Origin of the sequence: Streptomyces sp. NPDC059456 (assembly GCF_042750055.1) — a bacterium.
Taxonomy (GTDB): Bacteria; Actinomycetota; Actinomycetes; order Streptomycetales; family Streptomycetaceae; genus Streptomyces.
Window position 1 is genome coordinate 1 of the sequence record NZ_JBHYVA010000127.1, and the last position, 15,749, is coordinate 15,749.

The 15,749-nt window shown below is 69.6% G+C and carries 12 protein-coding genes; 5 read left to right on the forward strand and 7 right to left on the reverse strand.

Features of this window, described 5'->3' with window-relative positions:
• The 7 genes from ACFXA3_RS14150 to ACFXA3_RS14180 all read right to left on the reverse strand — a co-directional run.
• Positions 1 to 540 (reverse strand): ATP-binding cassette domain-containing protein (locus tag ACFXA3_RS14150; RefSeq protein WP_385186519.1); only part of this gene is annotated, 540 nt, incomplete at its 3' end.
• Entirely contained in the window at positions 533 to 1,579 is a 1,047-nt protein-coding gene (locus ACFXA3_RS14155) for an ABC transporter ATP-binding protein (RefSeq protein WP_385186545.1), read from the reverse strand. The genes ACFXA3_RS14155 and ACFXA3_RS14150, both read right to left, overlap by 8 nt.
• 20 nt (positions 1,580 to 1,599) lie before the next feature.
• Positions 1,600 to 2,547 carry an ABC transporter permease gene (locus ACFXA3_RS14160; protein ID WP_385186521.1) on the reverse strand — a complete coding sequence of 316 codons (948 nt, stop codon included), beginning with the start codon at positions 2,545 to 2,547 and terminating at the stop codon, positions 1,600 to 1,602.
• Complete coding sequence (locus tag ACFXA3_RS14165; protein WP_385186548.1) at positions 2,540 to 3,472, reverse strand: ABC transporter permease; 933 nt, start codon at positions 3,470 to 3,472, stop codon at positions 2,540 to 2,542. The genes ACFXA3_RS14160 and ACFXA3_RS14165 overlap by 8 nt, the downstream gene beginning before the upstream one ends.
• A gap of 175 nt (positions 3,473 to 3,647) precedes the next feature.
• Entirely contained in the window at positions 3,648 to 5,282 is a 1,635-nt protein-coding gene (locus tag ACFXA3_RS14170; RefSeq protein WP_385186524.1) for an ABC transporter substrate-binding protein, read from the reverse strand.
• Positions 5,283 to 5,734: 452 nt separating this feature from the next.
• A complete protein-coding gene (gene typA / locus ACFXA3_RS14175; RefSeq protein ID WP_385186527.1) occupies positions 5,735 to 7,639 on the reverse strand; it encodes a translational GTPase TypA in 1,905 nt (634 codons plus the stop codon).
• A gap of 317 nt (positions 7,640 to 7,956) precedes the next feature.
• Positions 7,957 to 10,362, reverse strand: a complete 2,406-nt coding sequence (locus tag ACFXA3_RS14180; protein ID WP_385186530.1) for an ABC transporter family substrate-binding protein — start codon at positions 10,360 to 10,362, stop codon at positions 7,957 to 7,959.
• Between the two features lie 349 nt (positions 10,363 to 10,711).
• Between ACFXA3_RS14180 and ACFXA3_RS14185 the strand changes: the two genes are divergently transcribed.
• The 5 genes from ACFXA3_RS14185 to ACFXA3_RS14205 all read left to right on the forward strand — a co-directional run.
• Complete coding sequence (locus tag ACFXA3_RS14185; RefSeq protein WP_385186533.1) at positions 10,712 to 10,942, forward strand: hypothetical protein; 231 nt, start codon at positions 10,712 to 10,714, stop codon at positions 10,940 to 10,942.
• Between the two features lie 106 nt (positions 10,943 to 11,048).
• On the forward strand, positions 11,049 to 11,867 hold the full coding sequence (locus ACFXA3_RS14190) for a hypothetical protein (RefSeq protein ID WP_385186536.1): 819 nt from the start codon (positions 11,049 to 11,051) through the stop codon (positions 11,865 to 11,867).
• A 1-nt stretch (position 11,868) separates the two neighbouring features.
• Positions 11,869 to 13,788, forward strand: coding sequence for a fumarate reductase/succinate dehydrogenase flavoprotein subunit (locus ACFXA3_RS14195; protein WP_385186539.1), 1,920 nt, complete (start codon positions 11,869 to 11,871; stop codon positions 13,786 to 13,788).
• Positions 13,785 to 14,558 carry a succinate dehydrogenase/fumarate reductase iron-sulfur subunit gene (locus tag ACFXA3_RS14200; protein ID WP_385186542.1) on the forward strand — a complete coding sequence of 258 codons (774 nt, stop codon included), beginning with the start codon at positions 13,785 to 13,787 and terminating at the stop codon, positions 14,556 to 14,558. The genes ACFXA3_RS14195 and ACFXA3_RS14200 overlap by 4 nt, the downstream gene beginning before the upstream one ends.
• A gap of 426 nt (positions 14,559 to 14,984) precedes the next feature.
• Positions 14,985 to 15,749, forward strand: a 765-nt coding sequence (locus ACFXA3_RS14205; protein ID WP_385186550.1) for a serine/threonine-protein kinase, incomplete at its 3' end; no start/stop codon positions are given.

Below are 15,749 nucleotides of genomic sequence, written 5' to 3' on the forward strand. Positions count from 1 at the left end.
GAACCACACTATCAAAATCCTCTGGCGCTGTCCGCCGGATAAAATGTTCGGGTACCGGTTGATGTACTCCGGGTTCAGGCCCACGACGTCCAGGAGCTCCTGGACCTTGCGGCGCCGGTCGCCCTTCGGAGCCACCTCGGGGTGGATCTCGTAGGTCTCCCCGATGATGTCGCCGACCGTCATGCGCGGGTTCAGCGACGTGTACGGGTCCTGGAAGACCATCTGGATGTTGCGGCGGACGGTCTTCAGCGCGCGGCCGGACAGCTTGGTGATGTCCTGGCCCTTGTAGAAGACCTCGCCGGCGGTGGCCCGCTCCAGGTTCATCAGCAGCTTGGCGACCGTGGACTTGCCACAGCCGGACTCGCCGACGATGCCCAGCGTCTCGCCCCGGTACAGGTCGAAGCTGATGCCGTCGACGGCCTTGACCGCGCCGACCTGCTTCTTGAACAGGATGCCCTGGGTCAGCGGGAAGTGCTTGACCAGGTTGCGGACCTGGAGGATCGGCTCGCGCTCGGGGGCGTTCTTGGTGAGCTCAGCCATGGAGCTGCTCCTTCCAGAAGTGGCAGGCGCTGGAGCGGCCGGGCAGCTCGGAGCCGTCCTGCTCGCTGACCACCTGGAGCAGGGGCACGTCCGAACGGCAGATGTCCTGCGCGGCGGTGCAGCGCGGGTTGAACGAGCAGCCGGTCGGCAGTCGCAGGAGGTTGGGCGGCAGGCCCTTGATCGCGAAGAGCTCCTGGCCCTTCTGGTCCAGGCGCGGGATCGAGTCGAGCAGGCCCCGGGTGTACGGGTGGGCCGGCCGCTTGTAGATCTCGTGCACGGGAGCCGTCTCGACGATCCGGCCCGCGTACATGACCGCGATCTTGTCCGCGACGTCGGCGACGACGCCGAGGTCGTGGGTGATCAGGATCAGGCCCATGTTCAGCTCGCGCTGGAGCTCCGCGAGCAGGTCCATGACCTGGGCCTGGACGGTCACGTCGAGGGCCGTGGTCGGCTCGTCGGCGATGATCAGGTCCGGCTCCAGCGCGATCGCCATGGCGATCATGATGCGCTGGCGCATACCGCCCGAGAAGTGGTGCGGGTAATCGTCCACGCGCTGCTTCGCGGCGGGGATCTTCACCTTGTCCATCAGCTCGATGGCCTTGAGCCGGGCTTCCTTCTTCGACAGGCCCTGGTGGACGCGGAACATCTCGCCCAGCTGGTAGCCGACGGTGAGCACCGGGTTCAGCGAGGACAGCGCGTCCTGGAAGATCATGGCGATCTTCCGGCCGCGGAGCTTGCGCCGCTCCTCGAAGCTCATCTTGAGCATGTCCTGGCCGCGGAAGAAAATCTCGCCCTGCGGGATCTTGCCGGGGGGCATGTCGAGGATGCCCATGATGGCCTGGGCGGTGACGGACTTGCCGGAGCCCGACTCGCCGAGCACGGCGAGGGTCTCGCCGGCGCCGACCGAGTAGTTGACGCCGTTGACGGCCTTGGCCACGCCGTCACGGGTGTGGAACTCCACGTGCAGGTCGCGCACTTCGAGGAGCGGCGTCTGCGGGTTCCCGTCACGCGGGGAGGGAACGGTACTGGTGTTGTCCATGGTGATCACTTACGCCCTCCTCAGCGCAGCTTCGGGTCGAGGGCGTTGCGCACCGCTTCGCCGAGCATGATGAACGCGAGAACGGTGACGCTCAGCATCAGCGAGGGGTACAGCAGGATGTGCTGCGCCACTCGGATCTGGGCCGAACCGGCGGAGATGTCCACGCCCCACGAGATGGTCGGGGAGGCGAGGCCCAGACCCAGGTAGGACAGGGTCGCCTCGGCGCCGACGTAGCCGCCGAGCGCGATGGTGGAGACCACGATCACCGGGGCCATGGCGTTCGGCAGGACGTGCCGGAACAGGATGCGGACGGTGCCCGCGCCCAGTGCCTTCGCGGCGTGGACGTAGTCGGCCTGCTTCACGGTGATGACCGAACCGCGCATGACGCGGGTGATCTGCGTCCAGCCGAGGAAGGCCAGGGCGAAGACGACCGTCCACACCGTGCGCTTGGTGAAGGCCTGGAGGACGACCATCGAGCCGAGCAGGAACGGGATGCCGAAGAAGATGTCGGTGATGCGGGAGATGATCGCGTCGGTGATGCCGCCGAAGTAGCCGGAGATCATGCCCGTGATCGCGCCGATGACGGTCACGATCGCCGTCACGGCGACGGCGACGATGATCGAGGCGCGGGTCCCGTAGATCAGGCGGGCGTAGACGCTGCGGCCCTGGCCGTCGTAACCGAGCCAGTCGGGCGAGCCGATGCTGCCGAGCTCGGGCTTGGTCAGGAAGTGGTGGACCAGGTCGCCCTTGGTGGGGTCGGCGCTGGTGAACAGGCCCGGGAAGGCGGCGATCATCAGCAGCAGGAAGATCAGCACCGAGGAGACGACGAAGTACGGGTTGCGACGGAGGTCGGCCCAGGCGTCGCCCCAGAGGCTGCGCGCCTTCTCGCTGGTGACGGGTGCGATCGCGTCGACGGGTGCCACGGCGCCCTCGGTCGAGACGACTTCGGTCTTGGTCATGTCAGGCATACCGGATCCTCGGGTCCAGGACCGCGTAGAGGAGGTCGACGAGAAGGCTGGCGACGAGGTAGACCACGACGAGGACGGTGACGACACCGACGACGGTCAGGCCTTCGCGGCGGATGATCGAGTCGTAGATCAGACCACCGACGCCCTTGACGTTGAAGATGCCCTCGGTGACGACGGCGCCGCCCATGAGGGCACCGATGTCGGTACCCAGGAAGGTCACGACGGGGATCATCGAGTTGCGCATCAGGTGCACACCGATGACGCGGCGCTTCGGAAGACCCTTGGCGACCGCGGTGCGCACGTAGTCGGCGCGCAGGTTCTCGGCCATCGAGGTGCGGGTCAGACGGGCCACGTAGGCGAGGGACAGCGAGCCGAGCACGATCGCCGGCGTGAGCAGTTCGCCCCACGTCTCGTTGTTGCTGACGTTGGGTTCGATCCAGCCGAGCTGGAAGGCGAACACCGTCTTGATGATGAAGCCGAGCACGAAGACCGGCATCGAGATGATCAGCAGCGTGAGGATCAGGACGAGGTTGTCCGCCAGCTTGCCGGCCTTGAGGCCGGCGACGATGCCGAGGCCGAGGCCGATGACCATTTCGATGGCGAAGGCCAGCAGGGCCAGGCGGAGCGTGACCGGGAACGCGCTGCCGAGGACGTCCGTGATCTCGCGTCCGCTTCGGATCTGCTTGCCGAAGTCGAAGTGGAACAGGATGTCCGAAATGTAATTCCAGTACTGCTGCAGGATCGGCAGGTCCAGCCCGTGCTCGTGCCGGAGTGCGGCCAGCGTGGCGGGGTCTGTTCCCTTGTCGCCGAAGAGTCCGGCCACGGGGTCGCCGGGCAGGCTGTAGACCATCAAGAAGATGAGCAGGGTCGTCCCGAAGAAGACCGGGATCATCTGGAGCAGTCGTCGTGCGACATAGCGCCCCATCATGCCTCCGTAGAAGATGCGGCAGAGGCAGCCGGACGGGCCCTTTCGCCACGCACGCACGTGACGGGATCGTCACTGCGTCGCGAAAGGGCCCCCCGAGGCTCTGCATTTAGGCCCGGATGCGGGCCGGCTCCCCGCCGGCCCACATCCGTCGAGCGGAATTACGCTGTGGGACTTACTTCTTGACCTCGACGCCTTCGAGGATCGGGTCGCCGTCCTGGGCGTACTTCACGTTCTGGACCTTCTCGGAGAAGCCCGCGTTGACCTTGTAGTACCAGAGCGGGATCGAGGGCATGTAGTTGACCAGGTCCTTCTCGATGCCCTGGTACGCCTTCACCGACTCGTCGAGCGTCGAGGCCGTGTCGGCAGCGGCGATCTTGGCGTCCAGGTCGGGGTTCGAGAAGCCACCCTGGTTGCCGCCCGCGCCCGTACGGAACAGGTCGCTGATGAAGTTGGCGTTCACCGGGTAGTCGAGGACCCAGCCGGAGCGGTAGATCGACTTGACCTGCTTGGACTTACGGGCCTGGAGGTCGGCCTGGAAGTCCGGCTTCGCGTCGCCGGTGCACTTGACGCCGGTGGCCTGGGTGATGCTGTTGCAGACAGCGTCGACCCATTCCTTGTGACCGCCGTCCGAGTTGAACTGGATGGAGATCTCGTTGTTCGGAACGCCACCGCCCGCGGCGATGAGCTCCTTGGCCTTGGCCGGGTTGAACTTGGTGACGTCACCGGTGGCGTTCGGCGTGTAGCCGAGGACGCCCTTGGCGACCCAGCCCGTGGCCGGCTCGCGGGTGCCCTGGAGCACCGTCTTGGTGATGGTGTCACGGTCGATCGCCATCGACAGGCCCTGGAGGACCTTCGGGTCGACCGGCTTCGGGGTCTTCCACTGGTCGGCGTAGAACGCGATGGCCAGGGTCTGGATCGCGGAGTACGCCTGGTCCACGGCGCGGTCGCCGAGGTCGGCACGGTAGACCGGGAGGTCCTTCGGGCCGATCTGACGCAGGACGTCGACGTTGCCCGACTTCAGGTCCTCGTAGGCGGTTTCGAGGGTGGAGTAGTTCTTGAGGATCACACCACCGTTCTTCGCCTTGTTCTCGCCCTTGTAGTCGTCGAAGCGGGTGAGCTCGATCTGCTTCTTGTGCTCCCACGACTTGAACTTGTAGGGGCCGTTGCCGACCGGCTTCTCACCGGCGGCCTTCGGGTCCTTGTAGAAGGACTCGGGCAGCGGGGAGAAGACCTCGTAGCCGAGCTTGTACGCGAAGTACGGAACGGCGTTCGCGAGCTCGATGGTGAAGGTGTTCTCGTCGACGACCTTCAGGCCCTCCAGCGCCTCGGCGGTGGGCTTGGCGCCCTCGGCCTCGGGGTGGAGCGCCTCGAAGCCCTTGATGTCCGCGAACCAAGAGGCGTTGCCCTGCTTGTTGTTGATGTTCGCGGCCCAGTTCCAGGCCTTGACGTACGACTCGGCGGTCACCTTGGTGCCGTCGTGGAAGGTCCAGCCCGGCTTGAGCTTGACGGTCCAGAGCTTGCTGTCCTTGGACTCGACCGACTCGGCGTTGACCATGGTCAGCTTGCCGTCGGCGTCGTAGTCGACGAGCTGCGAGAACAGCCCGGACATGACGATCGAGCCGTTGGACTCCATCGTGTCGGCCGGCTGGAGGAGCTTCTCGGGCTCGCCCACCTCGACGGAGTAGATGCCGTTCGGGTCAACCTCGCCCTTGCCGCCGGCGGCCTTGTCGTTGCCACCGCAGGCGGTCGCAGCCAGGGCGACGACAATCGCGCCCGCTACCCACTTGGCGCTCTTGGCACCGCGCATGGGTTTCCTCCTCATGAGTCCACTGTTTGATGTGCGGGACACATGAACGATTCGCCGACACCCCTGACGGCGAGATGAACTGTGCCCCGAGTGTGCTCGTGAGTCGACGCTCCCCACAGCGTGTGACCCATTGACCCGAGCTCAATGGAGCCATCCTCGGGGACGGCCTGACCGTAAACCACACTTAACTGGTCTCGTTTTCACAACATCACCGCATGGCGAAAACCCGAAATCCGGACAAACGGATAGGAGACAGACACGTGCGAAACGGACTGTTAGCTCATCAGTCGGAGTGTCACGGTCGGTATACGGACACCGCGGACACTGGAACGCAACAATCCGCTTGACAAACGACAACAACCCCTCCCCCACGAAGCCGTGGTGAAGGGGTTGCCGGTCGAACAGCCGCCCCGCGGAGCCCGGTTCTTACGTGCCGGACCTGCGGGCCGGTCCTACTTGGCGGACTTGGCGCGCGACGCGGTGCGCGAGCGCTCCTTCTGGTCCAGGACGACCTTGCGGATGCGGACCGCCTCCGGGGTCACCTCGACGCACTCGTCGTCGCGGCAGAACTCCAGGGACTGCTCCAGGGAGAGCTTGCGCGGCGGAATCACGTTCTCCGTGTTGTCCGCGGAAGCCGCACGCATGTTGGTGAGCTTCTTCTCCTTGGTGATGTTCACGTCCATGTCGTCGGAGCGCGAGTTCTCGCCGACGATCATGCCCTCGTACACCTCGGTGCCGGGCTCGGTGAACAGGACGCCGCGCTCCTGCAGGTTGATCATCGCGAACGGCGTGACCGCACCGGAGCGGTCGGCGACCAGCGAACCGTTGTTACGGGTCACCAGCTGGCCGAACCAGGGCTCGTGGCCCTCGTGGATCGAGTGGGCGATACCCGTACCGCGGGTGTTGGTCAGGAACTCCGTGCGGAAGCCGATGAGGCCGCGCGACGGGACGACGAACTCCATGCGGACCCAGCCGGAGCCGTGGTTCGACATGTTGTCCATGCGGCCCTTGCGGACACCCATGAGCTGCGTGACGGCGCCCATGTGCTCCTCGGGCACGTCGATCGTCATGCGCTCGACCGGCTCGTGCGTCTTGCCGTCGATCTCCTGCGTGACGACCTGCGGCTTGCCGATGGTCAGCTCGAAGCCCTCGCGGCGCATCTGCTCGACCAGGATGGCGAGCGCGAGCTCACCGCGGCCCTGGACCTCCCAGGCGTCCGGGCGGTCGGTGTCGAGGACGCGGAGCGAGACGTTGCCGATGAGCTCGCGGTCCAGACGGTCCTTGACCTGGCGGGCGGTGACCTTGCGGTCCTTGACCGCGGACTTCGCGTCCGCGCCCTTGCCCGTACCGCCGCGGCCGACCATCGGGGAGGTGTTGGTGCCGATGGTCATGGAGATCGCCGGCTCGTCGACCGAGATCAGCGGCAGCGCGATCGGGTTCTCCGGGTCGGCCAGGGTCTCACCGATCATGATGTCGGGGATGCCGGCGACGGCGCAGATGTCACCGGGGCCCGCGACCTCGGCCGGCTTGCGGGTGAGCGCCTCGGTCATCATCAGCTCGGTGATGCGGACGTTGGAGATCGAGCCGTCACGCTTGATCCACGCGACGGTCTGGCCCTTGCGCAGCTCGCCCTGCTCGACGCGGAGCAGCGCGATGCGGCCGAGGAAGTTGTCGGCGTCCAGGTTGGTGACGTGGGCCTGGAGGGGCGCCTCGTCGTCGTACACCGGGGCGGGGACGTGCTCCAGGATGGTGGAGAAGAACGGCTCCAGGCTGTCGCTGTCCGCGGGGACGGTGCCGTCCTCCGGCTTGGTCAGCGAGGCCACGCCGTCACGGCCGCAGGCGTAGACGATCGGGAACTCGATCTGGTCCTCGTCCGCGTCCAGGTCCAGGAAGAGGTCGTACGTCTCGTTGACGACCTCGTCGATCCGGGAGTCCGGGCGGTCCGTCTTGTTGATGCAGAGGATGACCGGCATCTTCGCCTGCAGGGCCTTGCGCAGGACGAAGCGGGTCTGGGGCAGCGGACCCTCGGAGGCGTCCACCAGCAGGACGACGGCGTCCACCATCGACAGACCGCGCTCGACCTCACCACCGAAGTCGGCGTGGCCGGGGGTGTCGATGATGTTGATCGTGATCGGGGCCCCGCCGTCCTTGGGGTGATACTTCACCGCCGTGTTCTTGGCGAGGATCGTGATGCCCTTCTCACGCTCCAGGTCGTTCGAGTCCATCATGCGGTCGTCGAGCTGCTGGTGGGCGGCGAAGGCACCGGCCTGCTTGAGCATGGCATCGACGATGGTCGTCTTGCCATGGTCGACGTGGGCGACGATGGCGACGTTACGGATGTCGTGGCGCGTGGGCACTTCGGCGCTTCTCCCGGGATCGTGGATGGCGGCGCGTACGGTCCGGCACGCGCGCCTCGACCGGGCGGAAAACCTGCCACGGCCTTACCCCATCGTACGTCGCGTGGCGGGAACCGCCCGCCGGGGGGTCTGTCAAGAGGCCGGAGGACTGAGAAGGGCCGGGTACGGGGTGGGGGGTTCCCGGCTGGGGGTACTGCGGGTATTGCCGCGGGTCAACGGGTACGCACGACCTTGCCCGCCGGAGGATCCGGCGGGCAAGCGACTTGAGTCACATCTGAGCTTGTGAGCCGAAGCTCAATCTGTCTGGCCCCGTTTTGTCACTTCTTCTTCCCCGGGTCTTTGGCCGCGGCCGGCGGCTTCTTCCAGCCGATGTCCTGGAAACGGGGGGTGCCGAGGCCGAAGGCGCCGGCATTGGCGAGGTTCGGCTTGACGGCCACCAGCTCGGGGCGCTGGTAGAGCGGGATGGATCCGGCCGCGGCCCAGATCCGGGCGTCCGCCTTGCGCATCAGCTCGCGCGAGGCGTCCTCGTCCAGCTCGCCGAGCGCCTGGTCGAAGAGCTGGTCGATGTGGTCGGTGCCGACCCGGGTGTAGTTCTGTTCGACGAGGAGCGAGCCGTCGGCGGCCGGCTCCGGCTTGGCGAAGATGGGCCGGGCGTCGGTGGCCGGGTAGGCCGTCGCCGGCCAGGAGTACAGCGCCAGGTCGTACTGGCCCGAGGCGACGTGGTCCTTGAAGAAGCTCTCGTCGGCGACCTTGGTCAGCTCGGTGTTCACCCCGACCTTGCGGAGCATCTGGGCGATCCGCTCGCCGACCGTGCGCAGCGCCTCGGAGCCGGGGCCGGCCGGGAGGACGAAGCGCAGGCTGAGCGCCTTGCCGTCCTTGGCGAGCATGTTCCCGGAGGTGCGGGCCTGCTTGGCCGGGGCGGGCGCCGGGGAGGCACTGCCCGCCTTGCCGGGCCCGGGGGCCTCGCCGTCGCGGGCCGGGCCGCGCTTGGCGTCGTCGGAGGCGGAGCCGGAGCCGGAGCCGGAGCCCACCGTGCCCGCGCCCGCCGCGTCCGCCGCTTCGGCCGGATCCGCCGGGTTCTTCCCGTCCAGGGCGTCGGCCTGGGCCAGCAGTGCCGCCTTCTGCTCCTCCGCGTGCAGGGCCACGCCCGGCACCGGGGAGACCCGCCCGCCGCGGCCGCCCTGCGCGAACGTTTCCCCGCCGACCGCCGGGATACCGCGCTCCAGGCCGTCGCCGTTGCGCTCGTCCTCCTGGCCCACGATGTACAGGCCGTCGTTCCCGGTGCCCGGGCCCGACGGGGTCTTCGAGTCGTCCTGGCCCTCGCCCTCCGCGTTCTCGGAGCCGGCCTTCGCGCCGGCCGGCTCGGTGATCTTGCCGCCCCGGCGCCAGCCCGCGTCCGCGAGCAGGGCCTCGGCCGCGTGGAGGTCCTTGCCGCCGAGCGCGCCGCTGTTGTCGGCGTACGCCCGCTGCCCGGCCAGCGCCACGTGGCTGCCGACCGGCTTCGCCGGCAGGCCCAGGGGCTTCAGTACGATCTCGGCCAATTCCTTGCGGTCCAGGGCCCGGGCCACGGCCCGCCGGACCCGCTCGTCGGCCAGCGGGCCGGAGGCCCCGTTCAGGGCGAGCTGCGTGTAGGCCGGCTCCAGGGACTTGCGGACCGTGAAGGCGCGCAGGGCCCGCTGCTCGTCGGCATGGGCCTTGGCCGCCTCGGCGTTCTGTGCGCGGGTGTCCCGCTCCGCCGCCGCCTTGCCCTCGTCGGGGCCGTTCGCCACCGCCCACGAGAGCGTGGCCTCGGCCGGGGTGACCGCGGCGCCCGGCCCGTGCTCCGGGGCCCCGCCCGAGCCGGGGGCGTGCTCCGCCTCCCGGCGGGCCGCCGCGATCCGGTCGGCGGCCGCACGGTCGACGTCCGCCAGGTCGACCTTGCCGGCGGCCAGCGCGGCCGGGCGCTGGGCGCGGGGCACGGCGGTCAGGACGAGCGTGTCCAGCTTGGCCGGCCGGCCCCACCAGCGGGCATTGCGGGTCAGGGCCGCGGTTCCGGTCGTCTTGTCGATGGCGCCGAGGTTGAAGGGCCCGGCGGTGACCTTGAGGGTGCCGCGGGCCCCCTCGTTGAAGGAGTCCGGGGTGCCGGTGACCTGCTTGGGGTAGAGCGGCGTGAACAGGGAGCGCCAGTCGGTGTACGGCTTGGCGAAGGTGACCTTGACCTCCAGGTCGGTCTTGCCGCGCTCGATCTTCTCGATCCGGTCGTAGCCGGCGTTGCGGGCCGTCCAGTACGCCGAGTCCTTGCCGTTCAGGGCCCGCCACTGCGCCACGAAGTCGGCGGCGCCGATCTCGCGGCCGTCGCTCCACACCGCCTGCTGGTTCAGCTTGTACAGGACGACCTGCTTGGGCTCGCGCTCGACGACCTCGGCCTTCTCCAGGTAGTCCGGGTTGGCGACCGGCCGGCCCTTCTCGTCCAGGGTGAACAGCTGGGGCAGCACCGCTCCGGCGATCCGGCCGGTGGTGGCGTCCGCGTCGGCCTGGAAGGCGTTCAGGGTGTCGGGGAGGGTGTCCACCGCCCAGCGCAGCACGCCGCCGTCGGCGACCTGGTCGCGGGCCGTCGCCGCGATGTCCTGGCCGGCGGCCACGGGACCGCCGTCGTCGTCACCGGCGCCGCACCCCGCGAGCAGCGGCAGTGCGAGGACTCCCGAGGTCAGGAGCGCCAAGGACCTGCGCCTTCTCTGGGACATGGGCGGTACCTCCGGGACGGGGCGTGAAAGGGGCGGCTTGATCACGTATGGCGGTATATGGAGCTGATCACACTGGGTGCCGCAACACACTGAAATCCACCGCCCCCCGCACCTCTCGCAGCCGGCCCTCGCCACGCCGCGAACCCCACCCGTGCGGACCAATCCCGCTTGCGCCACGGGCGGGCGTTCCCCCGGAAGAGGGATCAAAATGGGAGCAGGGAGGGGCGCACAGATTGCGCCTGCGCGCCCGCAATCGCTGCACGTCCCTTCACAACCGGGGACGGGAGGCGCGACACTCGCAGGCGCACATGAGCGTTGCCACCGCAACCAGCGGAAGTGAGGGCAAGTCATGTCCCTGCAAGACGATTTGACCGCCGTACGACGCAACCTGAACGAGCTGGTCCGGTCGGTGGAACGGCTGGAGCGGGACGTCAAGGACGCGGCCCGGCAGGCCCCCGGCACGACGCGGGCGCCACGCCAGGAGGGGATGGTCCCCGTTCCGGACGCCCCGTACGACAGCACGCTGTGGCAGGACGTCGACGACGAGGGTCTCGGCGCCCGCGACCGCAGGGCACCCTGACCGACGGGCTCGCCCCCGTACGCGCGGCACCCCGCACCCCACCCGGCCCAGCCGTCCGCGGCTGGGCCTCGTGGGTCACCCCTCATCACTCCACCCGGAGTCCCCTTTGGCCACAGGCACGGAACCACCCCGGCTGACCGGCGTCCACGACGCCTCCCGGGCCGCGATCGCCGCCCGGCACCTGCGCACCGACCGGTGGTGGCTGGCCCCCGCGGCCACCGCGGCCGGGCTGCTCGCCTTCATCGTCTACTCGACGTGGCGGGCCTTCGCCAACGCCGACTACTACGCGGCCCCGTACGTCTCCCCGTTCTACTCCCCGTGTCTCGCGGAGAACTGCAAGGAGATGCGCGGCGGCCCCAACCTGGACCTGTTCGGCAGCTGGTGGGGCCTGTCCCCCGCCCTGCTGATCCTGGTCTTCCCGCTCGGCTTCCGGCTGACCTGCTACTACTACCGCAAGGCGTACTACCGGGGCTTCTGGGCCTCGCCGCCCGCCTGCGCCGTCGCCGAGCCGCACGCCGCGTACACCGGCGAGACGCGGTTCCCGCTGATCCTCCAGAACGCGCACCGCTACTTCTTCTACGCGGCGCTGCCGGTCGCGGGCATCCTCACGTACGACACGGTCCTGACGTTCCGCAACGACCGTTACGAGTGGGGCCACATGGGCCTCGGAACGCTGCTGTTCCTCGTCAACATCGCGCTGATCTGGGCCTACACGCTGTCCTGCCACTCCTGCCGGCACATCATGGGCGGCCGCCTGCGGCACTTCTCCAAGCACCCGGTGCGCTACCGGCTGTGGGGCTGGATCAGCCGGCTCAACTCCCGCCACATGCTGCTCGCGTGGTCCTCGCTGATCAGCGTCGCACTGTGCGACTTCTACGTGTACCTGCTGGCCAGCGGCACCTTCACCGACCCGAGGATCTTCTGACATGGCTCAAGTGGACCGGCAGCAGTGGGACGTGGTCGTGGTCGGCGCGGGCGGCGCCGGGCTGCGGGCCGCGATCGAGGCCCGCGAGCGGGGCAAGCGCACGGCCGTGATCTGCAAGTCCCTGTTCGGCAAGGCCCACACGGTGATGGCGGAGGGCGGGATCGCCGCCTCCATGGGCAACGTCAACGAGGGCGACAACTGGCAGGTGCACTTCCGCGACACCATGCGCGGCGGGAAGTTCCTCAACCAGTGGCGGATGGCGGAACTCCACGCGAAGGAGGCCCCGGACCGGGTCTGGGAGCTGGAGACCTGGGGCGCCCTCTTCGACCGCACCCCGGACGGGAAGATCTCCCAGCGCAATTTCGGCGGGCACGAGTACCCGCGCCTCGCGCACGTGGGCGACCGGACCGGCCTGGAGCTGATCCGCACCCTCCAGCAGAAGATCGTCCAGCTCCAGCAGGAGGACTTCAAGGAGTACGGGGACTACGAGGCCCGGCTCAGGGTCTTCCAGGAGTGCACGGTCACGAGGATCCTCAAGGACCACCGTCACGGGGACGGGCCGAGGGTCTCGGGGGCCTTCTGCTACGAGCGCGAGTCCGGCCGGTTCTTCGTCCTGGAGGCCCCGGCGGTGGTCCTGGCCACGGGCGGGATCGGCAAGTCCTTCAAGACCACCTCGAACTCCTGGGAGTACACGGGCGACGGCCACGCGCTGGCCCTGCTCGCGGGCGCCCCGCTGCTGAACATGGAGTTCGTGCAGTTCCACCCGACCGGCATGGTCTGGCCGCCCTCGGTGAAGGGGATCCTCGTCACCGAGTCGGTGCGCGGCGACGGCGGGGTGCTGCGCAACAGCGAGGGCAAGCGGTTCATGTTCGACTACGTCCCGGACGTCTTCAAGGAGAAGTACGCGGAGTCCGAGGAGGAGGGCGACCGCTGGTACGAGGACCCGGACCACAACCGGCGCCCGCCCGAGCTGCTCCCCCGCGACGAGGTGGCCCGGGCCATCAACTCCGAGGTCAAGGCGGGCCGCGGCTCCCCGCACGGCGGGGTCTTCCTCGACGTGTCGACCCGGATGCCGGCCGAGCGGATCAAACGGCGGCTGCCCTCCATGTACCACCAGTTCAAGGAGCTGGCGGACGTGGACATCACCGCCGAGCCGATGGAGGTCGGCCCGACCTGCCACTACGTCATGGGCGGGATCGCGGTGGACTCGGACACCGCCGCGACCGTCGGCGTGCCGGGCCTGTTCGCGGCGGGCGAGGTGGCGGGCGGCATGCACGGCTCGAACCGGCTCGGCGGGAACTCCCTGTCCGACCTGCTGGTGTTCGGCCGGCGGGCCGGTCTGCACGCGGCGCAGTACGCCGAGGGCCTCGCCGGCGCACCGCCCGCGGTCTCCCAGGCCGAGATCGACGCCGCGGCGGCGGAGGCACTGGCCCCGTTCCACGCCGCCGAGGGCGCGGAGAACCCGTACACGCTCCACCAGGAGCTCCAGACGACCATGAACGACCTGGTCGGGATCATCCGCCGCGAGGGCGAGATGGCCGAGGCCCTGGAGAAGCTGGCGGGCCTGCGCGTACGGGCGGCCCGGGCCGGGGTCGAGGGGCACCGGCAGTTCAACCCGGGCTGGCACCTCGCCCTGGACCTGCGGAACATGCTGCTGGTCAGCGAGTGCGTGGCCCGTGCGGCCCTGGAGCGCACCGAGAGCCGCGGCGGGCACACCCGGGAGGACTGCCCGTCGATGGAGCGCGCCTGGCGCCCGGTGAACCTGCTGTGCCGCCCGGCCGACCCGGTGCCCGGGGACCCGGCGGCCGACCGGATCTCCCTCGTGCGGACCCGCACCGAACCCATCCGCCCCGACCTGCTCGCGCTCTTCGAGAAGGAAGAGCTGGTCAAGTACCTCGCCGAAGAGGAGCTCTACGAGTGACTGACTACGACGCCCGCTTCCGGATCTGGCGGGGCGACGCGGAGGGCGGGGAGCTGAGGGACTTCACCGTGGAGGTCCACGACGGCGAGGTCGTCCTGGACATCGTCCACCGGCTCCAGGCCACCCAGGCCTCGGACCTGGCGGTGCGCTGGAACTGCAAGGCCGGCAAGTGCGGCTCGTGCAGCGCGGAGATCAACGGGCGGCCGCGGCTGATGTGCATGACGCGCATGTCCACCTTCGACCGGTCCGAGACGATCACGGTGACCCCGCTGCGGGCCTTCCCGGTCGTCCGGGACCTGGTCACGGACGTGTCGTTCAACTACAGCAAGGCGCGCGAGGTCCCGGCGTTCGTGCCGCCGGAGGGGGTGGCCCCGGGCGCGTACCGGATGCAGCAGGTGGACGTGGACCGGTCGCAGGAGTTCCGGAAGTGCATCGAGTGCTTCCTGTGCCAGGACACCTGTCACGTGGTGCGCGACCACGAGGAGAACAAGCCGGCGTTCGCGGGTCCGCGCTTCCTGATGCGGGTCGCGGAGCTGGACATGCATCCGCTGGACGCGGCGGCCGAGGCGGGCCTGGACCGCAAGCGCACGGCCCAGGACGAGCACGGGCTCGGCTACTGCAACATCACCAAGTGCTGTACGGAGGTCTGCCCCGAGGGCATCAAGATCACCGACAATGCGCTGATCCCGCTGAAGGAGCGGGCGGTGGACCGCAAGTACGACCCGCTGGTCTGGCTCGGGAACAAGATCCGCAGGCGCGGGGAACCGTAGCACCCCCTGCCGTTCACTTCGCAGGACACAATGCCCCCTGGGAGAACGTCGCATGACGTGATGTCAGGGGGCTCTGCGGTGCGGGTGGGGGATGAGCTGGCCGGCCGGTACCGGCTGGAACAGCGGCTCGGCAAGGGCGGGATGGGCGAGGTGTGGCGCGGGCACGACCTGGCGCTGGACCGGTCCGTCGCCGTGAAGGTGCTGCTGGAGGCGGCCCCGGGGGGCGCGAGAGGAGGCCCCGGGGGGGAGGGGGCGCCCCACCGGGGGGGGGGGCCACACCACCCCCGCAACCGAGGGGGCGACGGGGGGCGGGCACGAGGGGGGCGGGCCCCCCCCGGGGCGGGGCCCGGCGCGTCCGCGTTGCGGGCGCGGCGGGGGCGGCCCGGGCGCCCCTGACGCGCCCCCGGTAACTGCGGGCCCCCCACGATCGGGGCGCGGCTCCAGCACCCCGGGATCACCGTGGTGCACGACGTGGGACAGCAGGACGGGCGGCTGTTCATCGTCATGGAGCTGCTCGCGGGCGAGGACCTGGCCACGGTACTGGCGCGGGAGGGCAGGCTCGCGGTGGACTTCGCGGTCGACCTGGCCGCGCAGACGGCACGGGCCCTGGACGCCGCGCACCGGCAGTCCGTGGTCCACCGGGACCTGAAGCCGTCCAATCTCTTCCTGGTGCCGGACCGGCGGCTCAAGATCTGCGACTTCGGCATCGCCTACTCCGCGGACGCCACGACGGGCTGGACGGCCACCGGCCAGGTGATCGGCACCTGGGCGTACATGGCGCCGGAGCAGTGGCGGTCCGAGCGGGTGGACGGCCGGTGCGATCTGTACGCGCTGGGCTGCGTGCTGTACGCGCTGCTGAGCGGGGCCCCGCCGTTCGGGCACGCCGACATGTACACCCTGATGGTCCGGCACACCGGGGAGGTGCCGCTCCCGCTGCCCGAGGTGGGCGCGCCGGTCCCGGTGGAACTGGACCGGCTGGTGCGGGCGCTCCTGGCGAAGGACCCGGCGGACCGGCCGGAATCGGCGGAGGCGGTGGCCAAGGCCCTGCGCGGCCTCCGCGGGGGCGCCGACGCCCCCGGCCCGGCTCCCGACCCGGCGTCCGGGACGGGCCGGACACCCGGCGCAGCACCGCAGCCGCGGCCGCGGCCCCCAACCGGGCCGGCCCCCGCGACCGCGAACGCGGCCCTGGCC